The organism is Dyadobacter luticola (assembly GCF_005860805.1).
In the GTDB taxonomy this organism is placed as follows: Bacteria; Bacteroidota; Bacteroidia; order Cytophagales; family Spirosomataceae; genus Dyadobacter; species Dyadobacter luticola.
The window spans coordinates 238,403-265,327 of record NZ_VCEJ01000004.1; the positions used below are offsets into that span (position 1 = coordinate 238,403).

General features: G+C 44.8%; 28 protein-coding genes and 2 pseudogenes. 21 read left to right on the top strand and 9 right to left on the bottom strand.

All coding sequences use genetic code 11. The features are described from left to right. Positions 1-16 precede the first annotated feature (16 nt). From FEN17_RS11680 to FEN17_RS11690, 3 genes are read left to right on the top strand one after another with little or no spacing between them, the layout of a single operon-like run. Positions 17-538: an NADH-quinone oxidoreductase subunit J family protein gene (locus FEN17_RS11680; RefSeq protein ID WP_138365540.1), complete on the top strand. Its 522-nt coding sequence runs from the start codon at positions 17-19 to the stop codon at positions 536-538. Positions 539-540: 2 nt separating this feature from the next. After that, positions 541-846 (top strand): NADH-quinone oxidoreductase subunit NuoK, encoded by a 306-nt coding sequence (nuoK, locus tag FEN17_RS11685; RefSeq protein ID WP_138365541.1) that lies wholly within the window; start codon positions 541-543, stop codon positions 844-846. Positions 847-900: 54 nt separating this feature from the next. Beyond that, positions 901-1,347, top strand: a complete 447-nt coding sequence (locus FEN17_RS11690; RefSeq protein WP_138365542.1) for a DMT family transporter — start codon at positions 901-903, stop codon at positions 1,345-1,347. Between the two features lie 58 nt (positions 1,348-1,405). On the opposite strand, the gene FEN17_RS11695 is transcribed toward FEN17_RS11690, so the two are convergent. Beyond that, a complete protein-coding gene (locus FEN17_RS11695) occupies positions 1,406-1,900 on the bottom strand; it encodes a DUF6265 family protein (RefSeq protein WP_138365543.1) in 495 nt (164 codons plus the stop codon). Between the two features lie 135 nt (positions 1,901-2,035). Further along, positions 2,036-3,928 (bottom strand): amidophosphoribosyltransferase, encoded by a 1,893-nt coding sequence (locus FEN17_RS11700; protein ID WP_138365544.1) that lies wholly within the window; start codon positions 3,926-3,928, stop codon positions 2,036-2,038. A 243-nt stretch (positions 3,929-4,171) separates the two neighbouring features. On the opposite strand from FEN17_RS11700, the gene recO reads away from it, so the two are divergent. Both recO and FEN17_RS11710 read left to right on the top strand, forming a co-directional pair. Then, positions 4,172-4,867, top strand: a complete 696-nt coding sequence (gene recO / locus FEN17_RS11705; protein ID WP_138365545.1) for a DNA repair protein RecO — start codon at positions 4,172-4,174, stop codon at positions 4,865-4,867. 70 nt (positions 4,868-4,937) lie between these two features. Further along, positions 4,938-5,642 (top strand): DUF4488 domain-containing protein, encoded by a 705-nt coding sequence (locus tag FEN17_RS11710; protein WP_138365546.1) that lies wholly within the window; start codon positions 4,938-4,940, stop codon positions 5,640-5,642. 353 nt (positions 5,643-5,995) lie between these two features. Here FEN17_RS11710 and lptB read toward each other — a convergent pair whose 3' ends face one another. Both lptB and recJ read right to left on the bottom strand, forming a co-directional pair. Further along, positions 5,996-6,727 carry an LPS export ABC transporter ATP-binding protein gene (lptB, locus tag FEN17_RS11715; RefSeq protein WP_138365547.1) on the bottom strand — a complete coding sequence of 244 codons (732 nt, stop codon included), beginning with the start codon at positions 6,725-6,727 and terminating at the stop codon, positions 5,996-5,998. A 23-nt stretch (positions 6,728-6,750) separates the two neighbouring features. Further along, entirely contained in the window at positions 6,751-8,463 is a 1,713-nt protein-coding gene (gene recJ / locus FEN17_RS11720) for a single-stranded-DNA-specific exonuclease RecJ (RefSeq protein WP_138365548.1), read from the bottom strand. Positions 8,464-8,583: 120 nt separating this feature from the next. Here recJ and ruvX point away from each other — a divergent pair, with 120 nt between their 5' ends. From ruvX to FEN17_RS11735, 3 genes are read left to right on the top strand one after another with little or no spacing between them, the layout of a single operon-like run. Further along, positions 8,584-8,997, top strand: a complete 414-nt coding sequence (gene ruvX / locus FEN17_RS11725; RefSeq protein ID WP_138365549.1) for a Holliday junction resolvase RuvX — start codon at positions 8,584-8,586, stop codon at positions 8,995-8,997. Positions 8,998-9,039: 42 nt separating this feature from the next. Continuing rightward, entirely contained in the window at positions 9,040-9,627 is a 588-nt protein-coding gene (def, locus tag FEN17_RS11730; protein WP_138365550.1) for a peptide deformylase, read from the top strand. A gap of 24 nt (positions 9,628-9,651) precedes the next feature. Next, a complete protein-coding gene (locus FEN17_RS11735; protein WP_138365551.1) occupies positions 9,652-10,443 on the top strand; it encodes an amidohydrolase in 792 nt (263 codons plus the stop codon). A 27-nt stretch (positions 10,444-10,470) separates the two neighbouring features. Here the strand turns inward: FEN17_RS11735 and gatC are convergent, their stop codons facing one another. After that, positions 10,471-10,758: an Asp-tRNA(Asn)/Glu-tRNA(Gln) amidotransferase subunit GatC gene (gene gatC / locus FEN17_RS11740; protein ID WP_138365552.1), complete on the bottom strand. Its 288-nt coding sequence runs from the start codon at positions 10,756-10,758 to the stop codon at positions 10,471-10,473. Between the two features lie 622 nt (positions 10,759-11,380). Here gatC and FEN17_RS11745 point away from each other — a divergent pair. The 6 genes from FEN17_RS11745 to FEN17_RS11775 all read left to right on the top strand — a co-directional run bounded on the left by FEN17_RS11745 (position 11,381) and on the right by FEN17_RS11775 (position 17,385). Continuing rightward, complete coding sequence (locus FEN17_RS11745) at positions 11,381-12,220, top strand: MotA/TolQ/ExbB proton channel family protein (RefSeq protein ID WP_138365553.1); 840 nt, start codon at positions 11,381-11,383, stop codon at positions 12,218-12,220. Positions 12,221-12,284: 64 nt separating this feature from the next. After that, positions 12,285-12,899: an ExbD/TolR family protein gene (locus tag FEN17_RS11750; RefSeq protein ID WP_138365554.1), complete on the top strand. Its 615-nt coding sequence runs from the start codon at positions 12,285-12,287 to the stop codon at positions 12,897-12,899. A gap of 35 nt (positions 12,900-12,934) precedes the next feature. Then, positions 12,935-13,516 (top strand): ExbD/TolR family protein, encoded by a 582-nt coding sequence (locus tag FEN17_RS11755; RefSeq protein WP_138365555.1) that lies wholly within the window; start codon positions 12,935-12,937, stop codon positions 13,514-13,516. 26 nt (positions 13,517-13,542) lie between these two features. Beyond that, positions 13,543-14,367: an energy transducer TonB gene (locus FEN17_RS11760; RefSeq protein WP_138365556.1), complete on the top strand. Its 825-nt coding sequence runs from the start codon at positions 13,543-13,545 to the stop codon at positions 14,365-14,367. Positions 14,368-14,588: 221 nt separating this feature from the next. Beyond that, complete coding sequence (locus FEN17_RS11770) at positions 14,589-15,536, top strand: substrate-binding domain-containing protein (RefSeq protein ID WP_138365558.1); 948 nt, start codon at positions 14,589-14,591, stop codon at positions 15,534-15,536. 91 nt (positions 15,537-15,627) lie between these two features. Continuing rightward, the gene (locus FEN17_RS11775; RefSeq protein ID WP_229208786.1) at positions 15,628-17,385 is read left to right on the top strand and encodes a tetratricopeptide repeat protein; all 1,758 of its coding nucleotides are present in this window, start codon (positions 15,628-15,630) and stop codon (positions 17,383-17,385) included. 97 nt (positions 17,386-17,482) lie between these two features. Here the strand turns inward: FEN17_RS11775 and FEN17_RS27665 are convergent, their stop codons facing one another. Further along, a complete protein-coding gene (locus FEN17_RS27665; RefSeq protein ID WP_138365560.1) occupies positions 17,483-17,686 on the bottom strand; it encodes a hypothetical protein in 204 nt (67 codons plus the stop codon). A 272-nt stretch (positions 17,687-17,958) separates the two neighbouring features. On the opposite strand from FEN17_RS27665, the gene FEN17_RS11785 reads away from it, so the two are divergent. Continuing rightward, the gene (locus FEN17_RS11785) at positions 17,959-19,194 is read left to right on the top strand and encodes a BatD family protein (RefSeq protein ID WP_229208787.1); all 1,236 of its coding nucleotides are present in this window, start codon (positions 17,959-17,961) and stop codon (positions 19,192-19,194) included. Positions 19,195-19,200: 6 nt separating this feature from the next. Then, a complete protein-coding gene (gene aroC, locus FEN17_RS11790) occupies positions 19,201-20,280 on the top strand; it encodes a chorismate synthase (protein ID WP_138365562.1) in 1,080 nt (359 codons plus the stop codon). Between the two features lie 334 nt (positions 20,281-20,614). Here aroC and FEN17_RS11800 read toward each other — a convergent pair whose 3' ends face one another. Continuing rightward, positions 20,615-21,958, bottom strand: a complete 1,344-nt coding sequence (locus FEN17_RS11800; protein WP_138365564.1) for a Gfo/Idh/MocA family protein — start codon at positions 21,956-21,958, stop codon at positions 20,615-20,617. 25 nt (positions 21,959-21,983) lie between these two features. Next, positions 21,984-22,967 (bottom strand): formylglycine-generating enzyme family protein, encoded by a 984-nt coding sequence (locus FEN17_RS11805; protein WP_229208788.1) that lies wholly within the window; start codon positions 22,965-22,967, stop codon positions 21,984-21,986. Between the two features lie 138 nt (positions 22,968-23,105). Here FEN17_RS11805 and FEN17_RS28035 point away from each other — a divergent pair. The 4 genes and pseudogenes from FEN17_RS28035 to FEN17_RS11815 all read left to right on the top strand — a co-directional run. Continuing rightward, a pseudogene (locus FEN17_RS28035) lies at positions 23,106-23,972 on the top strand (ABC-F family ATP-binding cassette domain-containing protein); the annotation flags it as partial. A 24-nt stretch (positions 23,973-23,996) separates the two neighbouring features. Further along, positions 23,997-24,479: pseudogene (locus tag FEN17_RS28040) on the top strand (ATP-binding cassette domain-containing protein); the annotation flags it as partial. A 291-nt stretch (positions 24,480-24,770) separates the two neighbouring features. Beyond that, the gene (locus FEN17_RS28045; RefSeq protein WP_445438706.1) at positions 24,771-24,998 is read left to right on the top strand and encodes an ABC transporter C-terminal domain-containing protein; all 228 of its coding nucleotides are present in this window, start codon (positions 24,771-24,773) and stop codon (positions 24,996-24,998) included. A gap of 32 nt (positions 24,999-25,030) precedes the next feature. Beyond that, positions 25,031-25,660, top strand: a complete 630-nt coding sequence (locus tag FEN17_RS11815; RefSeq protein ID WP_138365567.1) for a DedA family protein — start codon at positions 25,031-25,033, stop codon at positions 25,658-25,660. A gap of 8 nt (positions 25,661-25,668) precedes the next feature. Here FEN17_RS11815 and FEN17_RS11820 read toward each other — a convergent pair whose 3' ends face one another. Next, a complete protein-coding gene (locus FEN17_RS11820; RefSeq protein ID WP_138365568.1) occupies positions 25,669-26,202 on the bottom strand; it encodes a gamma carbonic anhydrase family protein in 534 nt (177 codons plus the stop codon). Between the two features lie 150 nt (positions 26,203-26,352). Here FEN17_RS11820 and FEN17_RS11825 point away from each other — a divergent pair, with 150 nt between their 5' ends. After that, the gene (locus FEN17_RS11825; protein ID WP_138365569.1) at positions 26,353-26,913 is read left to right on the top strand and encodes a YqgE/AlgH family protein; all 561 of its coding nucleotides are present in this window, start codon (positions 26,353-26,355) and stop codon (positions 26,911-26,913) included. The last annotated feature ends 12 nt before the right edge of the window (positions 26,914-26,925 follow it).

A 26,925-nucleotide genomic window follows, 5' to 3' on the forward strand; every position in this document is an offset into this window, starting at 1 on the left:
ATGTTAATTTAAGATTATGGAAGCAGCAGCATTTTACGGGTTTTCAGCCTTGGCAATCTTTGCTGCCTTCTTCATTTTATTTTCAAAAAACCTGATCCATGCAGCATTTGCGCTTTTTCTGACATTCCTGGGTGTCGCTGCTTTGTTTGTTTTGGCAGGCGCAGATTTTCTGGGGGTTTCGCAAATTATGATCTATGTGGGCGGAATCCTGGTTTTGCTGATCTTTGGAATCATGCTTACGCAGAAAATTACGAAGAACGACAATTCGTCCAAGCATAATAGAATTGAGGTTTTGATCAGGCGTGAAGTGTGGGGTTTTTTGGTTGGCGCCGGCTTGTTTGTCGTGATGTTGCGGATTATTGTTACGTCCGATTTTCGGATGAAAGGCGATGTAATGACCAATAAGTCAACGATTAAGACAATTGGCGTGGAGCTCATGACCAGTCATTTGCTTCCTTTCGAAATTGCGGGGGTGTTGTTACTGGTAGCTTTGATTGGTGCTGCATACCTTGCCATGAACCGTAACCCAACCTCCTGACGATGATACCGATACAACATTATCTGCTCGTAGCGGCGCTGCTTTTTTGTATTGGCTTAGCCATCGTGGTGACCAAGCGACATTTCATCGGAATTTTATTGGGGATTGAATTGATGCTGAATGCGGTGAATATCAACCTGGTAGCTTTTGGCAGGCACGATCCGGAGCGACTGACTGGACAGCTTTTCGCACTTTTCGTCATTGTTGTGGCCGCGGCGGAAGTTACAGTAGCTTTGGCTATTATTCTCCGAGTTTATGGGCGTTACAAAACTGTCGATCCCGACGAAGTAAGCGACTTGAAGCAGTAGCGAATTCCAGACGATTCAATATATTTCGCCTATCAAATCATCTTCCCTGCCATAATGAACTGGCTTTTTCTATTTTTCGCTTTCCTGATCGGGATTTTCAATACTGTCCAGTCGGGAGTAAATGCCCAGCTGCGCGAGTCGCTCAATAATCCTATTTTGGCGGCTATCACCTCTTTTCTTGTTGGTTTAATGGTTTTGCTGGTAGCTTTTGCTTGTTTCAATCAGAATCCTGTACCTGCATTAGCCGATCTCCGCCATATTTCCTGGCAGCGTTTTATGGGAGGCGTTTTAGGCGCATTTTATGTATTGACCGTTATTTTTATCATTCGTAAGATCGGCCCTGCCAATATGTTATGTCTGGTGGTAGCCGGGCAAATGATCGCCGCGCTCACGATCGATCATTTTGGTTTTCAAGGATTTGCGGCGCATCAAATCACATTGCCTAGAATCGCTGGTGCAGCATTATTGGTAGCTGGGGTGTATTTGATTTTAAAAAATTAGGCATAAAAAAACAGCAAATCTGTCCGGAAATGCTGTCGTAAAATGCGTAATTATTTTTCTAAGGGATTCTGTTAAAAACAAACAGATCAACAAATACCCATTTGTTATCCTCCATTTTGCCGCGCTGGATCACCAGTTGATTCTGTGAACGTCTCTCGTAAATGATCCGCACCGATACATCATCTTTTTCAAAAAGCGCCTGATTTTTCTTGGCTTCGATAAAGTTGTAGCGATCTGACACTTCCTTTTCTTCCAAAGCAATCAGGCCCGGCTTGAAATGTTTTACCATCGCAACTGGTCCTTTTTCTGTTTGCTCAAATGCAAACACCTCATAAAGAGCAGGTTTATCATCTTTAATCATCCTGATATATCCCATCACATTATTGCCGGCCGGCGCTGTCCACGAAGCCTCAATCGGCCCGCCATTATAATTTCCCAGCCAATGTCCTTCCAGGAAGCTGATGTCTTTCAGTGTACCAGTCGTCTGGGCCGAAGCTGCGAAAGTGATAAAGGAGAGTACAAAAAGTACAGAGTAAAATGTTTTTAATTTCATTGAGCTGGTGATTTTGTAACCAAAGTTTTTAAATGTGGAGGCAAGTTATACGAATAGAAGATTGGTTTAAATGTTTTACAAAAAAATAGCCGTCCAAAAATTTGAACGGCTATCTCTTCAACTTAAATTTTGCCATTAATAAGCCCTTTCCAATTTACCTTCGTAAGAATTAGAGAATGCCTTGTTAACTACTTTATTTCCTCCCAATGTTGGATAGTTACCAGTGAAATACCAGTCTCCTAAATGTTGCGGACATGCTTTATGCAAGTTTTCAACGGTTTGGAAAACGACCGAGATTTCGGCGTTCAGATCTTTTGGACGGATTATTTCAGCGATTTTCTGTGAAATTTCTTCGTCGGTGAAAGGATCGTACAGCGCCTTCACATAATTGGTATGATACGGATTCTTGGTGGCGATGGAGGTCACAGCTTGTGTGTAAACATCTTCCAGCAAATATTCCAGATCGCGTTCTTCGAGTAATTTGAGCACCGCGCGGTAGGCTACAAAGTCCTTCATGCGGGACATATCAATGCCATAACAATCCGGGAAGCGAATTTGCGGAGCGGAAGATGCTACTACAATCTTTTTCGGACTCAGACGATCCAACATTGTTAAAATGCTCTTTTCCAGGGTAGTACCTCTTACGATCGAGTCGTCGATAATTACGACGGTATCCACATTTTTACGTACTACTTCGAACGTAGTATCGTAAACGCTGGACACCATATCGTCGCGCAGGGCGTCCGCAGTGATGAATGTTCTCGACTTTACATCTTTGGTCACCAGTTTCTCGATCCTAGGTCGGAAAGAAAGTACCTTTTCCAGATCAGCTTCAAACAGGATGCCCTCCATGATAGCTTGCTTCCGTTTCTTGGCAAGATATTCTTCCAAACCTTCAATCATCCCGAGGAATGCAGTTTCAGCGGTGTTTGGAATGTAAGAGAAAATGGTGTTTTCAAGATCGTAATTGACCTCTTTGAGAATTTGCGGAATGAGCAGTTTGCCAAGTTGCTTGCGCTCATTATAAATATCCGGATCGGTACCGCGGGAGAAATAAATTCTTTCGAAGCTGCACGAGCGTTTTTCAAGTCTTGGCAGGATCGGGAACTCGTTATATTCTCCGTTTTTATCAATAATCAGGGCTGAGCCCGGAGTAATTTCTGTAATCTGATTGTAGTCAACATTGAACGCCGCTTTGATTGCCTGCTTTTCTGATGCTACCACAACCACTTCATCATCAGCATAATAAAATGCCGGACGAATTCCAGCAGGGTCGCGGATCACGAAAGATGCGCCGTAGCCGGTTAACCCGCACATCGCATAGCCACCATCAAAATCACGGCAGGATCGGTAAAGTAAGCGTGGGAGGTCAATGTTATCTTCAATGACGTCGGATAATGTCGGGTTTTCGTAAATTCCCTTGAACCGCTCGAATACGCGCTGGTTTTCTTCATCCAGGAAATGTCCAATTTTTTCCATCACCGTTACGGTGTCGACTTTTTCCTTCGGGTGCTGCCCCAGGGAAACCAGTTTGCCGAAAAGTTCGTCAACATTGGTCATGTTAAAATTCCCCGCCATCACCAGGTTCCGGCTTCTCCAATTGCTTTGACGCAACATTGGGTGACAGTTTTCCACTTCATTGGAACCGTGCGTCCCGTAACGTAAATGTCCCAGCCAGACTTCGCCGGTAAATGCCAGGTTTTCCTGCAACCATTTTCCGTCGGTTACTCGGTCCCTGTTATTCTTTAAACCTTTGCGGAATTTCTTGTGAATTTTGGAAAAAATGTCCGTAAGTGGCTGAGGTTCTACGGATCTGTATCGGCTGATATATCGTTTTCCGGGCGGAACGTCGATTTTGATGTTGGCAACTCCGGCTCCATCCTGGCCCCGGTTGACTTGTTTTTCCATCATTACCGAAAGCTTGTGTACGGCGTAAAGCGGCGTTTCGTACTTGTCGATGTAATATTGGTAAGGCTTTCTAAGACGGATAAGTGCTATGCCGCACTCATGCTTGATGGCGTCGCTCATAAGAAGAGTAATGCGTTAGAAATATTGTTTGTTTGCAAGTCTGCAAAGCTCATTCCTTAATATTAGCTTAACGATTTTATAATCTTGTTTAGTTCGTTAATCTTACAAAGGTACAAATCCTGCTGCTTAAAAATCTTCAAATCGTCCCGAATTTTGGGTTGCTTTTTGAAAGCGTAAAAGACCTCGTCGGGGCTAGCTAACAGAAAGATAACTATTTTTGGTTATAAAGGTTTAAAAAATAACATGCTCCATAAAACCCGCGGCATCGCCCTCAGTTACATCCGGTACCGGGAGTCGTCGATCATTGCCAAAATTTACACTGAAGCCTTTGGCATTCAGACCTATATCGTGAATGGTGTCAGGAGTAGTAAGTCGCGGACCAACAGAATTGCATTGTTTCAGCCGCTAAGCCTGTTGGATATGGTGGTGTATCATAAAAGTAAGGAGGATACCATGCACCGGATATCTGAACTGAAATGTTACGCGCCACTGCAAACTGTTCCTTATGAGATTATTAAGTCAAGCCTGGCGCTTTTTGTGACGGAGATTTTGGGTAAAACGCTCAAAGAGGAGGAGAGCAATGTGTTGTTGTTCCAGTTTCTCGAGCATTCGATTTTATTCCTAGATGATGCGCAGGCCGATTTTGAGAATTTCCACATTCAGTTTCTTCTACAACTCGCTAATTTCCTGGGTTTTGGCATCGAAACGATGGATGATCTGGAAAGGGAATTGAAGGATAATCATTACTCGCAGATGCCCGATAAAATCGAGCAGGATGCTACGGCGCACCTTTTATATAGCGATTACGGAACGCACATTTCGCTGGACCGGACGCGGCGAATCAGGATTTTGGAAAAGGTGATATTTTTTTACAAAATCCACATGGACACGCTGGGAGAGGTGCGATCGTTGGAAGTGCTGGGTGAAGTGCTCCGGTGAATGGTTTTGGTAAATCAGGTTTTGGCACAATTTTGATAACGTATAGTGCTAGTATAAAAACTGATTTACGATGAGACAAAATATTCTTACCATCATTTTCTTATTTGTAACATTCCTTGCCATGGGGCAGGTGCCGAAAGGTGCGTGGAAATCGCAGGAACCTACGGGAAGTGCGTCGAGCCTGATTGTGGCGGACAATTATCTTGTGATTGCATCATATAGTATCAACAACAAATATTTTGAGCGGAGCGAAGGCGGCCCGTTTACGATGAGCGGCGACCAGATGACTTACACGCCCGAATTCAATTCTGCCGACACCACCAAAGTCGGTATCCCGATTGTTTTTACGGTGACGGTAAAAGATGACATTCTCACATTGCGGTACGAAGAAGCAATGGTTTGGATGAAGGTGGATGACGCAAAAACGGCTCCGATGGCTGGCGCCTGGCACATTACAGAAAAAGCAAATGAAGGTGGCGAGCTTGTGAAGATCCACCAGGAAGGCACCCGTAAAACACTAAAACTTTTATCCGCAACCCGGTTTCAGTGGTTTGCGATCGATCCGGCGGCGAAAGCATTTTATGCAACCGGCGGGGGTACTTATACGGCAAAAGATGGAAAATATACTGAGCGCATCCAGTTTTTTTCAAAGGATAATAACCGGGTGGGCTCTTCTTTGAAATTTGACTATAAAATGGATAATGGCAGGTGGGACCATAGCGGCAAAAGTAGCGATGGAAAACCCATGCACGAGATCTGGGAAAAAATACCTTGATGGACTACTATTTAGATTTATTCAAAATAATTCACTTGAAACATTTGAATGATTCTAAATAGGTATTACTTTTGAAATGTTTTAACAGCAATGTGGGATGAGCGCTTTTTCGTTGACAGAGTACACGATGGTTTTTGAGGAGAATAATCAATGGATAAAATCCTTTGCGGATAGTGAAGAATGTGTATTCAAAAAGTGCTGCAAAAACTATAAGAAGAGTGGTAAACACTGTAAAAAGTGCCCCAAAAAATAGTGCTGTTTTCTTTTTAGAAAGTAATACAGTTCATGGTGAATAATTATAAGAGAGGGAGTGCCTTGTAGCATTCCCTTTTCTATTGATAAGCTGGCTGAAATCAGACTTTTCTTTTCAGCTCGAAGTTCTGTCCCAAATAAACCCGTCTTACTACCTCATCCTCAGCGAGTTCTTCGGCGCTACCTTGTTTCAATATTTTTCCTTCAAATAAAAGATAGGCGCGGTCGGTGATCGAAAGCGTTTCGTTTACATTGTGGTCGGTGATGAGGATACCGATGTTTTTGTGTTTGAGCTTCGCCACGATACTCTGAATGTCCTCCACCGCAATCGGGTCTACCCCGGCGAAAGGTTCGTCCAGCAGAATAAATTTCGGATCTACTGCCAGGGAGCGGGCAATTTCGGTACGGCGGCGCTCGCCACCTGAGAGTACCATGCCCTTACTTTTGCGCACGTGGCCGAGGTGAAATTCTTCCAGCAGCTCTTCTACTTTCTGCTTTTGGTCTTGTCGCGATAAATCAGTCAGTTCCAGAACCGCCTTAATGTTTTCCTCGACTGTCAATGAGCGGAAAACAGAAGCTTCCTGCGCCAGATAGCCAAGCCCGAGGCGGGCGCGTTTGTACATAGGCAGCCCGGTAATGTCCTTATCGTCAAGATATACTTTGCCGCTGTTGGGTTTTACAAGTCCCACCGCCATATAAAAGGATGTGGTTTTCCCTGCACCATTCGGGCCGAGCAAACCGACAATCTCGCCTTGCTCCACCTGGTAGCTGACATTGTTGTTCACAAAGCGCGCCCCATATTTTTTGACGAGATTTTCTGTTCTCAGTATCATTTGTAGTCAGAGCTTTTGCTGGCTCAATGCAGCTTAATGTCTTTCAAAGAGAGTTGTAACGTTTTTTTATCACGGAAGGTATTTTCTTCCAAAGCATAGCAAATGGAAAACGAGCGGCCATTGACGATATCAGGATAAAACTGGGCCATTCCGAAACCGACAGCTGTAAAAACCTGCGAGGCGTTTTGTTTTACATCAAATTTGATATGCTTTTCCTTCATCAGCGACGGCCGTCCCACCAGGGTAACATTGCGTGATTCGAAAACCGGCGTCATATTTCCTGGCCCGAAGGGACCCATCTGGCGCAGAATGTTATAAAATTTCGGTGTAATGATTTCCAGGTGCAGCGGCAGGTCAATGTTGATCATCGGCACCAGCTGGTCTGGCAAGATGCGGCTGCTGACAATTTCATTGAAACGCGACCGGAATGCTTCCAGGTTTTGCAAAGGCAATGTTAAGCCTGCGGCGAAGGTATGCCCGCCATATTGTTCCAATAAATCCGCACATTCCTCGATGGCCTGATACACATCGAATCCCGGAATCGAGCGCGCCGAGCCGGCTGCTTTTCCGTGGGATTGCGTGAGAATGATGGTCGGGCGATGGTATTTTTCGATGCACCGGCTCGCCACAATCCCGATCACACCTTTGTGCCAGTCTTCCTTATATAATACGGTACTTTTTGCATCCGAAAACCAGGAGTCGCTTTCGATCATCGACAGCGCCTGCTCGGTAATGCTGGAATCGAACGTCCGCCTTTCTATATTATGTTTGTTAATCTCCTGTGCAAATTCAAAAGCTTCCTCCTCGATTTCCGAGAGCAGTAATTTCACCGCTTCTTTGGCATGCTTGATCCTGCCGGCCGCATTAATCCTCGGCCCGATCCCGAAAACCACATTTGTAATATCCAGCACACCCGTAATCCCCGAAATGTTGATCAGGGCTTTCACACCGGTTCGGGGCGAAGCATTTAATTTTTGCAAACCATAATAGGCCAGCACCCGGTTTTCACCGGTAATCGGGACAATGTCGGAGGCAATGCTGATGACGAGCAGATCGAGAAAATCAAAAAGGATTTCTGTATCATATCCGTTGCGGATACAAAATGCCTGTAATAATTTGAAACCTACGCCGCAGCCGGTCAGCTCTTTATAAGGATATAAACAATCTTCCCGCTTGGGGTCGAGGACCGCGATGGCTTGCGGTAGCTCGTTTCCGGGACGGTGGTGGTCGCAAATAATGAAGTCGATGCCCCGCTCGGATGCCGCGCTGACCTTATCCACGGATTTGATGCCGCAGTCGAGGGTTACTATTAAGGTAAATCCATTTTCGGAAGCCCAGTCAATGCTTTGCCAGGACACGCCGTAACCTTCTTCGTACCGGTCGGGAATATAATAGTCAATGTTGGCGTATATTTTTTTGAGAAAACCGTAGAACAATGCTACGGAAGTAGTACCGTCCACATCATAATCACCATAAACCAGGATTTTCTCTCCGACTTCGATCGCTTTTTGTAATCTGCGGACAGCCAGGTCCATATCCATCATTAAAAACGGATCGTGCAAATGACTGATCTCGGGGCGGAAAAACCTTTTGGACTGGTCGAAATCGAGTATGCCCCTCTGAACAAGAAGTGTTGCCAGTGAGGGACTTATTTTTAGGGAATCTGCAAGTAGCTCGGTGTCCCGCTGCTGTTCAGGAGTAAATTCAGGGTAGTGTTTCCAGCGCTTTTCAATCATGAGGGCAAATATAATTGGATTACTTCATGCGGCGCCAAAATTGATTTGTTAGCCCGCGCAATCAGGAAAAGCTAATTGAAAGCGCGTATCTTTACAAATAATTAACATTCTTTAATATAAATGCCACGTCTTCTGGCTATTGATTTTGGTGCAAAGCGCAGCGGTATCGCAGTAACCGATCCGCTTCAAATTATCGCTACGGCACTGGATACGGTCATGACGGCCGACCTGATGAATTTCCTGAAAAAATATATTACCCAGGAACCCCTTGAAGCGATCATTATAGGAATGCCAAAGCGCCTCGATAATACCGAAAGTGAGAACGCTGCCAGGGTGAAGGCATTTATCAAACAGCTAAATACAAATTTCCCAGATATCCCTGTACATGCACACGATGAACGTTTTACGTCGTCGATGGCATTGCAATCGATGATTGCGGCGGGCTCGAAAAAAAGTGATCGGAGGGAAAAAGGGAACATTGATAAAATTAGCGCTACGATCATTCTCCAATCGTTTATGGAGAGCAGAAGGTAGCATTATTGTACAAGCAAAAAACGAACAAAAGTCTCAGTAAAAATGATTTATCCAATAGTTGCATACGGTGATCCTATCCTCAGAAAAGCCACAAGGTTTATCGAAAAAGATGAGCTTGACCTGAAAAAACTTTCCGCGGATATGTTTGAAACCATGCACGGGGCCAACGGTGTGGGACTTGCGGCGCCGCAGATCGGTATGAATATCAGGGTTTTCGTTGTGGATGGTACGCCATTCAGCAAGAAGGATGAGGACGACGAGGATGACGAGCCGGATTTGTCATTGGTTGACTTTAAAAAAATGTTTGTCAACCCGGAGATTTTAGAAGAAACGGGCGAGGAATGGGCTTTTGAAGAAGGTTGCCTGAGCATTCCGGGCATCAGAGGAGATGTTTACCGTCCTGAAACATTGAAGATCCGCTATCGGGATGAGGATTGGAATGAGCATGAGGAGGAATATTCTGGTATGGCGGCTCGCATTATCCAGCATGAATATGATCACCTGCTTGGGAAATTGTTCGTCGATTATCTGCCTACATTGAAAAAGCAGTTTATCAAGAAAAAGCTGACGGACATTTCGAAAGGCAATGTTGACGCAGATTACAGAATGCGTTTTCCGGGCCGCAAATAACTGCCGCACATTAAAATGACTGTAATGCAGGAGGAACAAGTTGATACATTATCGGTTACGCTAGTGCAAACTGATTTGTACTGGGAAAACGTGACGGCCAATCTTTCTTCGCTCGAAGAAAAAATTGCATCGCTTCCGGAGAAGTCAGATGTTATTGTACTTCCTGAAATGTTCAACTCCGGCTTTACGATGAATACGGCGATCGCGGAGCCGGTGAACCTGACTACTACGAAATGGTTGAAGCAAATCGCTGCGCAGACTGGTTCGCTGGTGATCGGGAGTTTTGCTGTGAAGGAAGACGGGCGATTTTACAACCGGCTTTTTTGTGTTAATCCCGACGGTTCATTCACTTATAATGATAAACGCCACCTTTTCAGCATGGGAGGTGAGCACGAGGTGTATACCAGTGGAGCTAGCCGGCTGACTGTAAACTGGAAGGGTTGGAAAATTTGTCCGCTGGTTTGCTATGATCTGCGTTTTCCGGTTTGGAGCCGGAATTCGGTTCAGGATCCTTACGACCTTCTTATATATGTTGCAAACTGGCCAGCAAAACGGGCCAATGCATGGAACACATTGTTAAAGGCGCGGGCGATTGAAAATCAGGCTTATGTAGTGGGTGTAAACCGGATTGGCATCGATGGGAATAATCTGGAATACCGGGGAGACTCGGTTGCCCTGGATTTTCTGGGCGAACCGAAATATATGCTGGCAGATTTGGAAATGGAAAAAACAGTGCACTTTTCTAAAACGGAGCTGGAACATTACCGTGATCGTTTTCCGGCTTTATCCGACGCCGACACTTTCCAGATCCTCTGACAACGAACTGGACAAATTGTCCAAGAATTACTCAATCACTTTCGGCACCATTATATAGGTATCGTTTTTCGCGGGCGCATTTGCTACCGCCTGCTCTCTCGTCAAGGAATTTGCGCCTTTATCCTCTCGCCAGTTATTCACTTCTCCGGTAATGTGGGTGAGCGCCTCCACGCCCTCAGTATCAATTTCATTCAGCTGATCCATCCAGGTCAGCACCGAGTCCATGTTTTTAAGCAGCGCTTGTTCCTCACCGGTTTTGATTTCCAGACGTGCCAGATGCGCGATTTTTTTCAGGGACTCTTCGTCAATCTTCATTTTAAGAATTTGTTAAGTTAACCTCAGGTTGTCTGTCGAAAACCAAAATTACCGGATTTTTGCGATTCCCTTATTGGAACAGTGGAAATTAGCTTCGGAAAAGCGATCGGCTTTTGTGGAGAAATGCAGCCGGGCGGGTTGCAGGTTTTGGACAATCATGCCCGATCCTGTATAAGGAACCGCAATCGGTTTTAAAATTGTTGTTTCGACACATAGTAGGAGAAAAATAATATTTGCTTTTCCAGTGTAATCTTGAAATTTTTTCAAATACAAACCTGCGCTTTTGAAAACATGTATGCAGACTTTGAAGCAAAGAGTACAATTATATGTTGATTTGATAAATCACTATATACTGTTCTTAGTGAGCATTAAACCCAGATTTTCTGCGAATTTACAAAGTGAAGGAATCTTTAAAATATGCAATTCGCCGGATGAATGTTGAAAAATCTGGGAAAAAATCTGAGGAAATGCTTGCTTTTTTTTAAAAGGAAAACTCATACTTTTGTAGAAGTCGATAATTCAAAAACGCAATCAAAATTTTATTTTACCAAAACCAGTTTTAACCAAAAGTTTTATTTAATTCACAACCAAAATCTCAATTTAACCTTTAAAAGTAAGTCTGATGGAAAAGAAAGCTACAAGTCCGGCACCAGCTCCAAAGCCTGCAGCGGCAGCAACAAAAGGCAAAGGCGGTTTGAACCCGGCATTGGTAATCCCTCTACTATTTGCGATTGCATTATGCGTTTACATTTTCGTTCTGGGAGCTCCCGAACACTTTAAAGATGGCGATCACGCAAAAGGCCCAATCGATGGAGATTACTACGGAATCGTTTACAAAGGAGGTCCTATCGTACCAATTTTGATGACTTGTTTCCTGATCGTGTTAACCTTTACAATCGAGCGTCTGATCACTTTGAACAAAGCAAGCGGCTCAGGCAGCATTGATTCATTTGTTCGCAAGTTGAGAAGCCTGCTTGACAAAAATCAAATCGAAGAAGCAATCAAAGAATGCGACAAACAAAAAGGATCTGTTGGTAATGTTGTGAAAGCAGGCCTTTTGAAATATAAGCAGTTGACTACTGAAACTGCACTTGACAAAGAGCAAAAATTGGCAGCTCTTCAGAAAGAAATTGAAGAAGCTACTACGCTTGAACTTCCAATGCTGCAGAAAAACCTGACGATCATCGCTACACTTGCGGGTGCATCTACACTTCTTGCACTTCTTGGAACGGTAATCGGTATGATCAAAGCGTTCGCCGCTCTTGGTACTTCTGGTTCACCTGACTCTGCTGCACTTGCAACTGGTATTTCTGAGGCCCTTATCAACACCGCTCTTGGTATCGGTACTTCTGCGATCGCTACGATCTCATACGCTTACCTGAACAGCCGTGTTGACGATCTTACTTACAGCATTGATGAAATTGGCATGAGCCTTCAATCAAACTTCGCTGCACATTATTGATAGTTTTTTGAACTAATTAATATTGAAGTTTCGTTAATATACAAAAAACTTATATATTTGTGATATGGGAAAGGTAAGACCTAAGAAGCACGCCCCGCATACGGATATGACTGCGATGACTGACGTAGCGTTCTTACTTCTGACGTTCTTCATTATGACGGCGACTTTTAAGTCGAATGAGGCTGAGATTACAACTCCTTCATCGATTTCGCAGATCAAGGTACCGGATGATGACATTATGATCATTAGTATTGACAAGGCGGGTAAAGTGTTCTTCGGAGTAGATGCAAAACCGGTGAGAGCAGCTATGCTGGAAAACATTGGACAGTCGAAAGGGATTACATTCACTGAAACTGAGAAAGCAAAGTTTGCGCTTCAAAGCAGCTTTGGATTTCCTCTGAATCAGTTGAAACCCTGGCTGAACATGTCAAAAGAGCAGATGCCGAATGTGAAACAGCCTGGTATCCCTGTTGACTCTACGGGAGCAAGCGAACTGGCTGACTGGGTATATGCGGCGCGTAAAGCGAACAGCCAATTGAGAATTGCTTTGAAAGGTGACAACCTTGCGAAGTTCCCTGTTTTCAAAGATGTGCTGGCCAATTTACAATCGCAGAATATCAACAAGTTTAACCTGATCACTGGTAGCGAACAGGCACCTGCAGGTTACACGAACGAGTAACGTTTCAAAAGGTATCATTTTAATTTTAAGAGAAAATGGCAGCAATTGAAGAATCGGGTGGTGGGCACGGTAAAGGTGATGGTAAGGTTCGGGGCAAGAAAATGTCCACCCGTGTGGACATGACGCCGATGGTGGACCTTGGATTTTTGCTCATTACCTTTTTTATGCTTGCGACTACGATGTCGAAACCAACGTCTATGACATTGGCGGTACCTGATAAGACGGATGAAAAAGACCAGGAGAAAACCGAGCCATTAAAAGCATCGAAAGTTTTGACCCTGTTTATGGGAGCAAATGACGATGTATATTATCTCGACGGCGTTGCGGCTGACGATGATAAGGCGAAGGAGTCTTTGAAAACCACCCGTTACGGTTTTGACCTTAGAAGTGTGATTTTTGCGTCAGCGAAGAGAATTAATGCAGCGAATCCAAAAGATGAAAAAGGAAATGATCCTTTTGTAGTGGTAATCAAGCCGACTCCGGTTTCGACCTATAAAAACATGGTTGATGTATTGGATGAGATGGCTATCACGAAATCTAAAAGGTACGCGCTCGTTGAGACACTTACTGACTCTGAGAAGACACTTTTAGGAGACAAGATCATTCCAAAAAATTAATTTAAACGAAAAACTATCAAAGCGCCATGGCAGAAATAAGCCCGAATGCAACACTTGATGATATAGTGTTTGCCGATCGTAACAAGGCGTACGGTGCATTTGAACTTCGTAAAGGATATCGAGCAGATGTTACGAAGGCCACTTTGATCGGAGCAGCTCTTTTCGTTCTCGCCATGTTTACGCCGTCAATCATCAATAAATTGACAGCAGGCAACGAGAAAGAAGAAGTAATGGTCGAGGTGGATTTAATGAAAATACCACCGCCGCCAATTGATCCGGCCGAACCACCACCGCCACCACCACCGCCGGTTGAACAGCCTAAGGTGAACACGGTAAAATTCTTGCCTCCTGAGGTTAAGAAGGATGAGGAAGTTCCTGAAGAGGTTCCACCACCAACAGTTGAGGAGATTAAAGAAGCTGTTGTTGCTGATAAAACAATCGAAGGTGATCCTAACGCGAATGAAATTATCGTTGCACCGGAAGCAGTTGCTGCTCCGAGCAAAGGTGCGGTAGTTGAAGCAGCACCAGAACCAGAAAAGGTTTTTACGGTCGTTGAACAACAACCTGAGTTCCCGGGAGGTACTGCTGAAATGTACAAATACTTAAGTAAGAACATTAAGTATCCAAGTGCAGCTTCACGCGCCAACGTATCAGGAAGGGTATTTATGTCATTTGTTGTAAACATTGACGGAAGTATCCAGGATGTGGCAGTATTGAAAGGATTGGGTTTTGGTTGCGATGAAGAAGCTATCCGTGTTGTGAAAGCAATGCCGAAGTGGAAACCAGGAAAGCAGTCAGGACGTGCAGTTCGTGTTAAATACAACTTGCCTATCAATTTCCAGCTAGAGTAACTCATGAGGGAGAAACCATTGCATGAGAAGATCGGTGATCTAACCTCTATAGTAATGGCTCTGACATACATAGGAGGAGGGGTCTTTTTGATCTTCTCCTCCTTCTCTTTTAGATTATTACCAATCGGTAGTCTGGCCCGTTATGCGTTTGCTGGCACACTTATTGTGTACGGTGGCTACAGAGGCTACCGGGTTTGGAGAAAAAGAAATCAGGACGAGCCATGAATATCAAGTTGAAGAGCTGTTTGTTTTGTGTGGTATTGGGCTTTTTCGGATGTGAATCCTCCAATAAAAACCTCGATAATCCACGACAGGGTACGATTACAATCGCTTCGGATGAGTCGTTTAAGCCTTTGGTAAATGCATTGACCAACGCTTACGAGGGAATTTATCCGAATGCGCATTTCAAAATAGATTACAAGCCAGAGCAGGAGGCGATCCGCCAGCTTTTAAATGACAGCGCCAGGATCATTTTTTCAACGAGGCAGCTCAATGAAAAGGAACTGGAAATCATCAAAAGGCAAAAGGGAAGCCAGAAGTTTCAACATATTGCGACGGATGGTCTGGCGCTCGTAACAACTAAGGCGAATTCCGACAGTCTCGTTACGATGGCGGAAATTCAGGGAATTTTTGAAGGTAAAATCAAGGATTGGTCACAGTTGAAGGGAGGAAATCAGAAGGGGTTGATCACGCTGGTATTTGACAATGCGAATGCAAGCAACCTTAATTTTGTTTTACACAAATTCAACATTACCAACATTCAGGGATTGCGGATTATTTCCGCAGGATCCAACGAAAAGGTGATTGAAGATGTGAGAAAAGACCCTTTACATCTTGGTTTTATTGGAGTTAACTGGATTAGTGACGGACATTCACTTGCATCAGAGGAGCTCTCCCAGGGAATTAATGTACTGGGCGTATCGAAGAAAATGAATCCGGATTCACTGACTGATTACATTCAACCTTTCCAGGGAGGCCTGGAATTTAAACGATACCCACTTTACAGGGACGTTTACATTTTGAGCCGGGAAGGTTACTCAGGATTGGGCGGTGGATTGATGACCTATATAGCCAGAGACGTTGGCGGATTGATTATTCAAAAAATGGGTTTGTTGCCCACAGTACCCTACCCGCGTGAAATTGAGATTACCACCGGGAAGGATTTTTAGCTTAACAATTGGATAGATTTGGATTTGTTATTGAAAAGCCAAATTTTTTATCATTATTTTAACCGGGTAAAAAATGAACAGAAACATGAGAATGAAATTAGTAGCACTGGTGATTGGTTTATTAGCGTTTGTCAATGTCAAGGCACAAACCGTACAAGACGGTCTGATGCTGATACATGGCGAGCGTTATAATGATGCAGGAGCATTGTTCAAGAAGTTAGCTGAGGGCACTCCTTCGGCTGATAACCAATATTATCTTGGTTATTATTATATAAAAACAAATCAACTGGATGAAGCGCAGAAGGCATTTGACAAAGGCCTTCAGATTGACGATAAGTCGTACCTGAACATGGTTGGACAGGGTACAGTAGCGTTAGGCAAAGGCGACAGAGCAAAAGCGAAAGAGCTTTTTGACCAAGCTGAAAAGAAAAAAGGTAAAGATGCAGAGGTTCTTTTCAGAATCGGTGAGGCTTACACATTGTTTGACAAAACAAACGACCCTGCCGAAGCGATCAGACTTTTAGACCTGGCTATCAAACGTGATAAGAATCTTGCCGATGCGTATATCGCAAAGGGGGACGCTTTAATGTTACGTAATGAAGGTGGTAATGCGGTAACTGCTTATGAATATGCACTCACAGCTAAACCAAATTATGCACTGGCTCACAACAGCATCGGTTCTATTTATCTGCGTGGTAAAAACTACAACCTGGCGCTTGAAAACTATAAGAAAGCGATTGAAGCAGATCCAAACTTTGCACCTGCTTACAAGGACCTTGCAGAGCTTTATTTCTTGGCGCAAAAGTTTAAGCAAGCAGCTGAAAATTTTGACCTGTACATTCAGAAAAGCGGAACAACTGACCCTGAAATGAAACTGCGCGCTGCTCAGTTTGCATTTACAGCTGACGATTATGCAAAGTCTTTGCAATTATTGGAAGACATCAAAGGGAAAATCAACAACCCGATCACGTTGAGAATGTATGGCTGGTCTTATTTTAAGCAAAATGATCCAGACAAGGCTATCCAAAACTTGAATGAGTTCCTGAAAGTTGCGCCTGAAAAAGTAATCGGTGACGACTACAAATATTTGGGACGTGCTTATAACCAGAAAGCTACGGACGGAAAGGGTTATGATTCGACCGGTATGGTTTATATCATGAAAGGTGCTGACATGGATACCAGCAAATCGGAAGCTGCTGCTACTTACAAGGAGGTTGCGGCACTTTACTATGCAGCGAAAGATTATCCAAATGCAGCCAATGCTTACAGCAAAGGGATTTCCCTGGATACTGCTAAGGCTAGTGCAAATGACTACTACTATACTGGTCTTGCAAACTTCCAGATGGCGACTGCAAATGTTTTGCCTGTAAAAACAGACTCTAACTATGCTGATAGCGCAAAAATCGCAACAATGAGAAGAGAGTTGTTTTTGAAAGCTGATTCTATTTTTGCCACAGTTACTCAGAAACTTCCGGATTGGCCTTACGGATACTATTGGAGAGCAAGTACATTATACAATGCTTACGACCGTCAGGAAAATATAGACAAGGGGATTTCAGCACCATATTATCAGAAGCTGACTGAGCTTGCCGAGAAAGATCCGGATCCAAGCAAGTATAAGAACTATCTGAAACTAGCTTATGGTTACCTGGCATTTTATGCGCAGACAACATTGAAGGACCCAGCCAAGGCTAAGGAATATTGGGAGAAGCTTCTAAAAGTCGACCCTGATAATGCTTCCGCCAAAGAGGCGCTGGGATTAGCAGTAGCACCTGCTGCGCAGCCAGCGGCTACCGGCACCACCGGAACGAAAGCAAAAGCAGGAACCGCGACTCCTAAGAAAAAATAAGAGTAGCATCTCAAAAGCAGAAACGGCCGTCTGGAATTCCAGACGGCCGTTTCTTTTTCTATGACCTAAAAAATAGTATGACTTAACGTAAGAACTTCTATAACGATGACAATCGCGCGAAGCAAGTATTGAGAACTGGTAAATGTATCGTGGCGTAATGATCGTAGCACCACTGCCTTAATCGCTTCACCTCGGCCGGCATTAACATTCGAATCGCTTTTCTCAATTCTTTTTCAAATAATCTCCGATCGAAGCTAACTTTTTGCAGAATAATTTTAATGTATTCAAGCATCGAGGCCATAGTATTATGTAGTTTTGTGGTTTAGGGAAGTCAATGAATAACGAAAAAATCTTAAAAAGATCCGTACAATAGCATAATCCTAATAAAGTTAACGAAATATTTCGATGAAGTTATATGCGTTATTAAATATTATTTTGTGTTTTTCGGGTATAGTCCGAGCGCAGGTAGTAAATGACGCTGCTACAATCGAATTCGGTCAAAAAAACCTTTCCATCGAACAGCCACTTCTAATATCTGTTGTTATCCGTGATGCAGAAAACCGCCCGGCTGTTGTGTTTCCTGAAATAAAAGATCTTGAAAAAAGAAGTAAGTCTGCTACCAGCTCGATAAGTACGGTGGATGGAAAAAAAGTGGTCATACAGACCATTACGCAGGAATATTTTGCTTCGAAACCGGGAAGTTATCTTGTACCTGAGTTTATATTAAACATCAACGGACAACGTCTTCACGCGGACGAAACGACTGTGGTATTTTCGGCGGGTAATGATGGCGGGAATGAGCCGACAATAGCGCAGGGGGAAACCTTGGAACCTGAGCTTGACAACATTGGGGAGGGGATTTTTCTATCCGTACAGACAGACAAGAAAAATGTATTTATCCGGGAAGGCTTCGCGCTGCGTGTCTCCTTGTATATCGCTGAAAATGCGCCGGTGCAGATGGAATTTTACAGGTTCAATGAGCAGCTCCAAGCTATCCTGAAAGCCGTGAGACCGGCGAATTGCTGGGAAGAGAATGTTGGTATTGAGGAAATAGTGAAAAGGAAAGTGACCATTTCCGGCAAAAAGTACACCGAATACAATATGTATCAGGCGCGGCTTTTCCCCATCACCACAGAGGACATTTTATTCCGGTCTGTCAAACTGGATATGCTCGTGACGGATAATGAAGGAAAAGTGAATGTGGCTAATAAGGTGATCAGAGCATTTCGCTCGAAACCTTCGCGAGTGCAGGTGAAGCAGCTGCCCGACCATCCGCTTCGGGATCAGGTGGCGGTGGGACATTATGCTTTAAAGGAATCGCTTTCGGCGGATCTGGTGTATCCCGGAGAGAGTATCCGGTATATGTTCAAAGTGGAAGGTACAGGCAACATTACCGCGATCCCGGCGCCGGTTATTCAGGTAAATTCTTACTTCGATATTTATCCTCCGGAGGTAAGCCAGGTTGTAAAGCGAAGTTATCAGAGTGTGGCCGGAGAGAAAACATTTGATTATTTTGTTGTTCCGAGGAAGGATGGAACATTTCCGATGGGCAGGTATTTTCAGTGGGTATTTTTCAACCTGGCTACGGCGAAGTATGACACATTAAAGTCTGCCAAATCATTGAAAGTGGAAGGCGAAGATTACAAGCTGGCAAATTTATCCTTGTCGGGCTCTGCAGGTTTATATGATAATCTGGAAAGTCTGGACAGCAGCCGCCAGCTATTTGATTACAAAAAGATTTTAAAGAACGCGACGAATGCAGTAGTAATCGTACTGTTGCTGACGATGTTCTGGGTTTTTAGAAAATAATATTTGATGGGAAGTACTTACGGTAAGATATTCAAGATTGCCACATTTGGAGAGTCACACGGTGCCGGGATCGGTGTTGTGATTGAAGGCTGCCCGGCGGGCGTAACATTCGACCAGGATTTTATTCAAAGTGAATTGACGCGGCGCAAGCCCGGACAATCGCGTATTACGACGCAGCGAAAAGAGGCGGACGAATTTGAAGTACTTTCAGGTGTTTTTGAGGGAAAAACGACGGGCACGCCTATCGCAATTCTAATCCGCAATCAGGACCAGCGTAGCAAGGATTATTCGCACATTGCGACGCAATACCGCCCGTCGCATGCAGATTATACTTACCAGGAAAAATACGGCATCCGGGACTATCGCGGCGGTGGAAGAAGTTCTGCGCGGGAAACTGCGGCGAGGGTTGCAGCAGGCGCACTGGCAAAAACCTTGTTGCAGGAAGCCGGCGTCAATATTCAGGCATACGTTTCGCAGGTTGGAACATTAAAACTGGAAAAATCTTACTCCGAACTCGACCTGTCTCTTACCGAAACCAATGATGTACGCTGCCCGGACCCGGTTGTAGCACAGCAAATGTTCAATTATATCGATGGTATTCGTAAGCAGGGAGATTCTGTTGGAGGGGTCGTGAATTGTGTGATTACAGGCGCTCCGGTAGGCTGGGGCGAGCCGGTGTTCGACAAGTTGCACGCCGAGCTTGGAAAAGCGATGTTAAGCATCAATGCGGTAAAAGGCTTTGAGTACGGAAGCGGCTTTGAGGGTGTAACATTATTGGGCTCGCAGCATAATGACGCTTTTTACACAGACGAAAATGGTAAAGTAAATACCCGCACCAATCATTCGGGCGGTATCCAGGGCGGTATTTCAAATGGCCAGGACATTTATTTCAGAATAGCATTCAAGCCGGTAGCGACGATCATGCAGGATCAGGAGAGCGTAGACCAGGAAGGCAACATTGCGATTGTTCAGGGCAAAGGAAGACATGATCCCTGCGTAGTGCCAAGAGCGGTGCCGATCGTAGAAGCGATGGCGGCGATTGTACTGGCGGATTTTTATCTCAGAAATAAATTAAGCAAGCTGTAATCAAAGCTTTTGCTTTTTACGTCGCTGATTCAAAGTCAAAACCAGCCATATCGAGCCGATAAACTCAATAATAAGGCCACCCAGAATGATGGGGCTACTTAGCTTTGCCTGGGAAGAATTTAGGAAGGAGCCGATGGCAAGCAGAAGCATACCGGCGAGCAAAATCAGAAAGGCATTTCTCAGGCTCAATTTCACTGACAATAAACTTTCGTTTCACAATTAATGCTGGCGGAGGTATTCTTACCGAATATAAATATCGCTTTCCGTAAATGCTATCAATCCAAACAAAAAATGGCTCGCGAGGAGCCATTTTTTGTTGATATCTATCTGATAATTAGATAACCTGCGTCTTACCAGGAATTGCAACCGGGTACAGACCATCCGCACCAGGAAGAATTTTCGGAGAAGCGTCCCAGGCTAGTTTATCAGGGAAAAGATTAATGTCGGAGTTCAAAGCCTCGTCCCACTTGATCATCTTACCAGAATAAGTTGCCATGCGGCCCATGATGGCAGTCATGGTGCTTTTTGCGCCGTTTTCAGCATCAGCAAATTTGTATTCACCTTTTGCGATCGCTGCAAACAATTCGTCGTGCTCAACCTGATAGGGGTTTTTGTCACCTTTATCGTCGTGCTGATACATGACGCCGCCTTTGTAGTCTTTCAAAATTGTCTTCTTGCCATCAAAACTGTCGATACGACCTTTTGTTCCTACGAAAGCTTCGTCTACCCGGTTCCAGGTACCTTCAAACTGACGGCACTGGCTTGAAATCGTTGTTCCATCCGCATAAACCAGGTCCAATGTATGGTGATCGAAAATTTCACCATAAGCTTTACCGGTACGAACCTGGCGACCGCCAGTTCCCTGAATTGATACAGGATAACCCTTTTTCACCCAGTTTGCTACGTCAATGTTGTGAACGTGCTGCTCGTTGATGTGGTCACCGCAAAGCCAGTTGAAGTAATACCAGTTTCTCATTTGGTATTCCATTTCCGTCTGGTTTGGCTGACGTTCCTTCATCCAGGGGCTGCTGCCGACCCAGTAAACTTGCCCGCCAACGATATCGCCCAGCGCGCCGTCGTGAATGCGTTTGATCGCCTCGCGGTAGTTTGCCTGATAGTGGCGTTGCAGACCAACCACCACATTCAATTTCTTTTTCTTAGCTTCCTCAGCCAGTTCAAGCACTTTACGGATTCCGGGCGCATCGGTAGCCACCGGTTTTTCCATGAAAATGTGCTTATTGTTTTTTACAGCCTCTTCGAAATGCCATGGACGGAATCCCGGAGGTGTAGCCAAGATCACGACATCCACATCCTTCAAAGCGATGGCTTTTTTGAATGCATCAAAACCAACAAATTTACGGTCCTCAGGAACATCTACTTTGGTTTTTGTATCAACCGTAGTACCAGAAGCATCCTTATATTTTTTGGTAGTCAAATTCTTGTATGATTCTTCCAGGCGATCCTTGAATGCATCGGCCATCGCAACGATTTGTACATTTTGTGAAGTGCTCAATGCTTGCGCAGCAGCACCTGTACCTCTTCCTCCGCAACCGATCAGCGCTACTTTGATCGTCTCATTGACAGAACTGTGAAAGCCGTACCCGCCCAGCGGATTCAGCATAGCACCTCCTGCGATCAAGCCGGATGCTTTCAGAAAATTGCGTCTGTTTTGTTCCATTACTTTTTTATTAAGAGTTTATATATCAATAGTCTTCAATCAATTTCGGGCTGTAATACGCATTGATCTCCTCAGCAGAAGGCGTTTTCAGCGGGCGTACCACGCGGAAACCAACAAATGATGCGCTGGTCATCCACCATTCGCTTTTCGGCAATTGCGGGTCGAGGATTTTCCACTCAGGCTTGGAAGCGGTACGAGCTGCACTTCTTAAATCAGCAGGCTCGTCATCCCAGGAACCACCTCTTACAGCAGTCGGGTAAAGCTCGGTCACCGGCGCATATTTCTCGCCGGCAGGTTGTTTGGCATAATAGTCGGGAATGTATTGATCCAATGTCCACTCCATCACATTGCCATGCATATCATAAAGTCCAAACGCATTCGGTTTCTTTTGACCAATTTTCTTATAGGCTGCGTCACTGTTTTTGCGATACCAGGCGTATTCATCAATTTTAGATTCGTCACCAAATGAATAAGCGGTTTTAGAACCCGCGCGGCAGGCATATTCCCACTCAGCTTCTGTTGGCAGGCGGTAGAAAATGCCGGTTTTTTCGTAAAGCCACTTGCAAAAGTGGATCGCAGCATATTGCGTCATATTGATTGCCGGATAACCCGCGCGGCCCATGCCAAAAGACATATCTACATAAGGAGGGCTGGGGCGTGTACTTGCGTCGGTTTTCTGAACGGATTTATCAGGATCAGGATGCCTTGCAGCCATTTCCTTTTCCATATTTTTAAAAGAATATAAATCATAAATATCCCAGATCACCTCATATTTGCCCATCCAGAAAGGCTCGATCTTTACTTTGTGCTGGGGACCTTCATCGGCTCTGCGGCCTTTTTCACTTGCGGGGCTTCCCATCGTAAACTCGCCGCCGGGAATTGCGACCATATCATACACCTGAGGACTGCCTCCGATTTTCTGCGTGTAGCTTTTAAAATTACTGTCTTGTGCGAAGGAATTGAACGTTAGGAGAACTGTTGAGATTAGGAAAAGAAATTTTTTGGACATGGTAAAAAACGTGTTCAATGGAACCATCTAACTGAATATAAGTGGCAATATTAGCCTATTTACCCTACTAAAACGAATTTTTTCTTTCTTGTTTGATATCTGTCCTAACTTTGCAGACTTCGAATTTTACATTTACTCATGAATTATCTTTCAGCAGAAAATATAGCCAAGTCATTCGGCGATCAGTGGCTTTTTAAGAACATCAATTTTGGGATCAGCAGGGGAGATAAAGTAGCGCTGATCGGGACAAACGGAACCGGCAAAACCACTTTTTTGAACATTCTCACAGGTAAAATCCCGGCGGATCAGGGCGAAGTCAGCATTCGGAAAGACATTCGGGTGGGTTATTTGGACCAAAGTCCGGCTTTCGATGAAACCCTCCCGGTGCTTGAAGTGATCTTTTCTTCCAATAACCCGGTAGCACAAGTTGTCAAAAAGTACGAGCACGCCATCGAAACCGATAACCACGACGAGCTGGCCGAGGTAATGGAGGATATGGACAAGTACAATGCGTGGGATTTTGAATACCGGACAAAGGAAATTTTAGGCAGACTTGGAATCCATCATACCGACGCACTTTTCGGAACATTGTCAGGAGGCCAGCGCAAAAGGGTGGCCATGGCAAAAGTGCTGCTGGAAGATCCGGATTTACTGATCCTGGATGAGCCAACCAACCATTTGGACCTTGATACCGTGGAGTGGCTCGAAAATTACCTGAATACTTCCAACACCACATTGCTGGTGGTTACCCATGACCGCTACTTCCTGGATACGGTTTGTAATCAAATGCTGGAATTTGCAAACGGATCGGCTTACAGTTATAAGGGTAACTATTCTTATTTCCTTGAAAAAAAGGCGGAACGCGAGGAAATCGAGGCTGCGGGCATTGATAAAGCTAGAAATTTGATGCGGAAGGAGCTGGACTGGATCCGCAGACAGCCCAAAGCACGCGGGACGAAAGCAAAATACCGCGTCGATGCATTCGAAGAACTCAAAGAAAAAGCCAGCCAGAAAAAGCCGGATACGCAGCTGGAACTTAATGTCCGTACGTCGAGACTTGGCAGCAAGATCATTGAGTTGAACCACGTGACCAAAGGTTTTGATAACCGCACATTAATCAAGGATTTCGAATATACCTTCCGAAAAGGCGACCGGATAGGGATCGTGGGCCAGAATGGTATGGGCAAGTCCACATTGCTCAATATGATCACCGGCGAACTGATGCCTGATAAAGGTGAAATTGTAAAAGGCGAAACCGTACAGTTTGGCTACTACCGTCAATCGGATTTGGTTTTTAATGAAAATCAGCGGGTTATTGACATTGTAAAAGATGTGGCCGAGGTAGTTCAGCTGGGAACGGGCGAGACAGTAACTGTCGGACATTTACTTCAAGCATTCCTTTTTTCTCCTTCCAAACAATATGATTTTATTTCAAAATTGAGCGGTGGTGAAAAAAGAAGGTTGCAATTACTTTTAATCCTGATCAAGCAACCGAACTTCCTGATCCTCGATGAGCCGACGAATGACCTGGACATTGCCAGCTTGAATGTACTCGAAGAATTTCTCTTCAACTTTCCGGGCTGCCTGCTGATCGTTTCCCACGACAGGTACTTCCTCGACCGGCTGGTACAGCACATATTTGTCTTTGAAGGCGAAGGTAAGATTAGTGACTTCCCGGGTAATTACACAGAACTGCGTGACTATCAGGACGAGCAGGAAGCCGAGAAAAAATCGGCTGGTCAGCAGGCGCCCGCACCAAAAGTGGTAGTGCCCGAGCCGGTAACTCCTGTAAAAGAACCGGTTGTGGCGCAAGTAGCAAAGCGTAAGCTCAGCTACAAAGAGCAAAAGGAACTGGAAACGCTTGAAAAAGAGCTTGCCGACCTGGAAAAAGCAAAGGAAACATTGGTAGCGAACCTGAACAAAGGCGGCTCGCATGATGAGCTGGCAAAATGGTCAAAACAAATTGAGGAGATTACCCAAAGCCAGGAGGATAAGGAAATGAGATGGCTTGAACTGTCGGAAAATGCCTAATTTTAAGAGCTTATCAGCCTTTTGCCTTGCCTATGAATTCAATTGCCGAGTTTTTTCAATACATTCTTAACTCCGAAGAAATCATCCGCACAGGAGGTTTACTGGTGATCACTTTCATTGTTTTCGCCGAAAACGGACTCTTTTTTGCCTTTTTCCTGCCCGGGGATTACCTGGTTTTTCTAGCTGGTGTTTTCTGCGGGACAGGCATTCTGGACGTCCCAATCGCTATTCTTCTGATTTCCATGTTCACTGCCGCGGTACTGGGCTCTTTGCTGGGCTACATTTTCGGGCGATATTTTGGGGGAATGTTTGAAAACCGGCCTGATTCATTTTTCTTCAAGAAAAAGCACATTGAAACGACGCGCAAATATTTCGAACGCTACGGCAGCCGGACATTGATTATCAGCCGGTTTTTGCCGGTAGTCCGCACTTTCGCCCCAATTCTGGCCGGTCTGGTCAAAATGACTTTCCCCGCATTCCTAATCAACAACGTGGCAGGCGGCGCCATCTGGATCGGCGCACTCACCGGCGGCGGCTACCTCTTCGGCGAGCGCTTCCCCTGGATCGTCGATTATGTTCAGTACATTATTTTATTTTTCCTCGCGATTACGACTTTTACGGTTGTGAAAGGGTATTTGAATGCGCGGAAGGAGATGAGTTAGGCTCGGGTTTAAACATTGCTTTCATTTTCCTCCTCCCTAAACCATCCCGAATAAACAATATAATTATTAGCAGTCCTGTCAATAACCGCATTCAATTCCGGTGAAACATCTTTTAAATATTTAGCCGGATTTCCGGCGTAGATGGTTCCCGGGGGGATTTTGGTTCCCTGGGTGACGATGGCCCCGGCGGCTACGATGGCGCCTTCGCCGACGACTGCGCCGTCCATGACGATCGAGCCCATGCCGATGAGGACGCGATCTTCGATGGTGCAGCCGTGGACGATGGCATTGTGGGCGATAGAAACGTAGTTACCGATGGTCGTCGCGAAACGCTGGTAGGTGCAATGTATCACCGCGCCGTCCTGCACATTGGAGTGGTGGCCAATGCGGATGCTGTTTACATCACCGCGGATGACGGCATTGAACCATACGGTGCAGTTTTCGCCCATTTCCACATCGCCAACTATGGTTGCGTTCTCGGCAAACCAGCAGCTTTCGTCGTAAACCGGGTGTTTTCCACGGACGGATTTTATAAGTGCCATATTTTGAATTCTATGTTATTGACTGGTGGTTACTTTGTTACGCGCTTTGACCGGAAAAATAGTTAAAAGTGGCTCCTGATTTGCCAAATGAAGTTTAATTGTTACCAAAAAATAAATATATTGGGGACTACAAACTTTAACCGTGGGGTTATGTCGTCGGCCATGAAAGTCTCAAAAGGAAGCCTGTTGATCGCTAAACCATATCTAGGAGACCCGAATTTTGAGCGGGGTGTGATCCTGATGTGTGAGCATAATGAGCAGGGAAGTTTCGGGTTTGTGCTCAATCAAACCACGGAATTGTTTTTGGGAGATGTGCTCGACGACACGATCTACCAGGACATTACATTGCACCTGGGAGGCCCGGTTGAAAAAAATACCCTGCACTTCATTCACCGTCGCCCGGACCTGGTTTCCGGCGGGGTTGAAATTATGAAAGATGTTTTCTGGGGTGGCGATTTTACCGCAGTGAAAACATTGCTCAACTTGAACACATTAACCCAGGATGATGTCCGGTTTTTTATCGGATATTCAGGCTGGGGCGGCGGGCAGCTGGACGATGAGCTGAGCCAGGATTCATGGATTGTTTCCAATACAACTTCGGACTTTTTGTTTTCGACACCTCCGGGAAATTTCTGGCGGGAAATCCTTCGTAACATGGGCGGCGAATATCGTTCCATCGCACATTACCCCATCGATCCGCGTCTGAATTAAGATTATTAGACC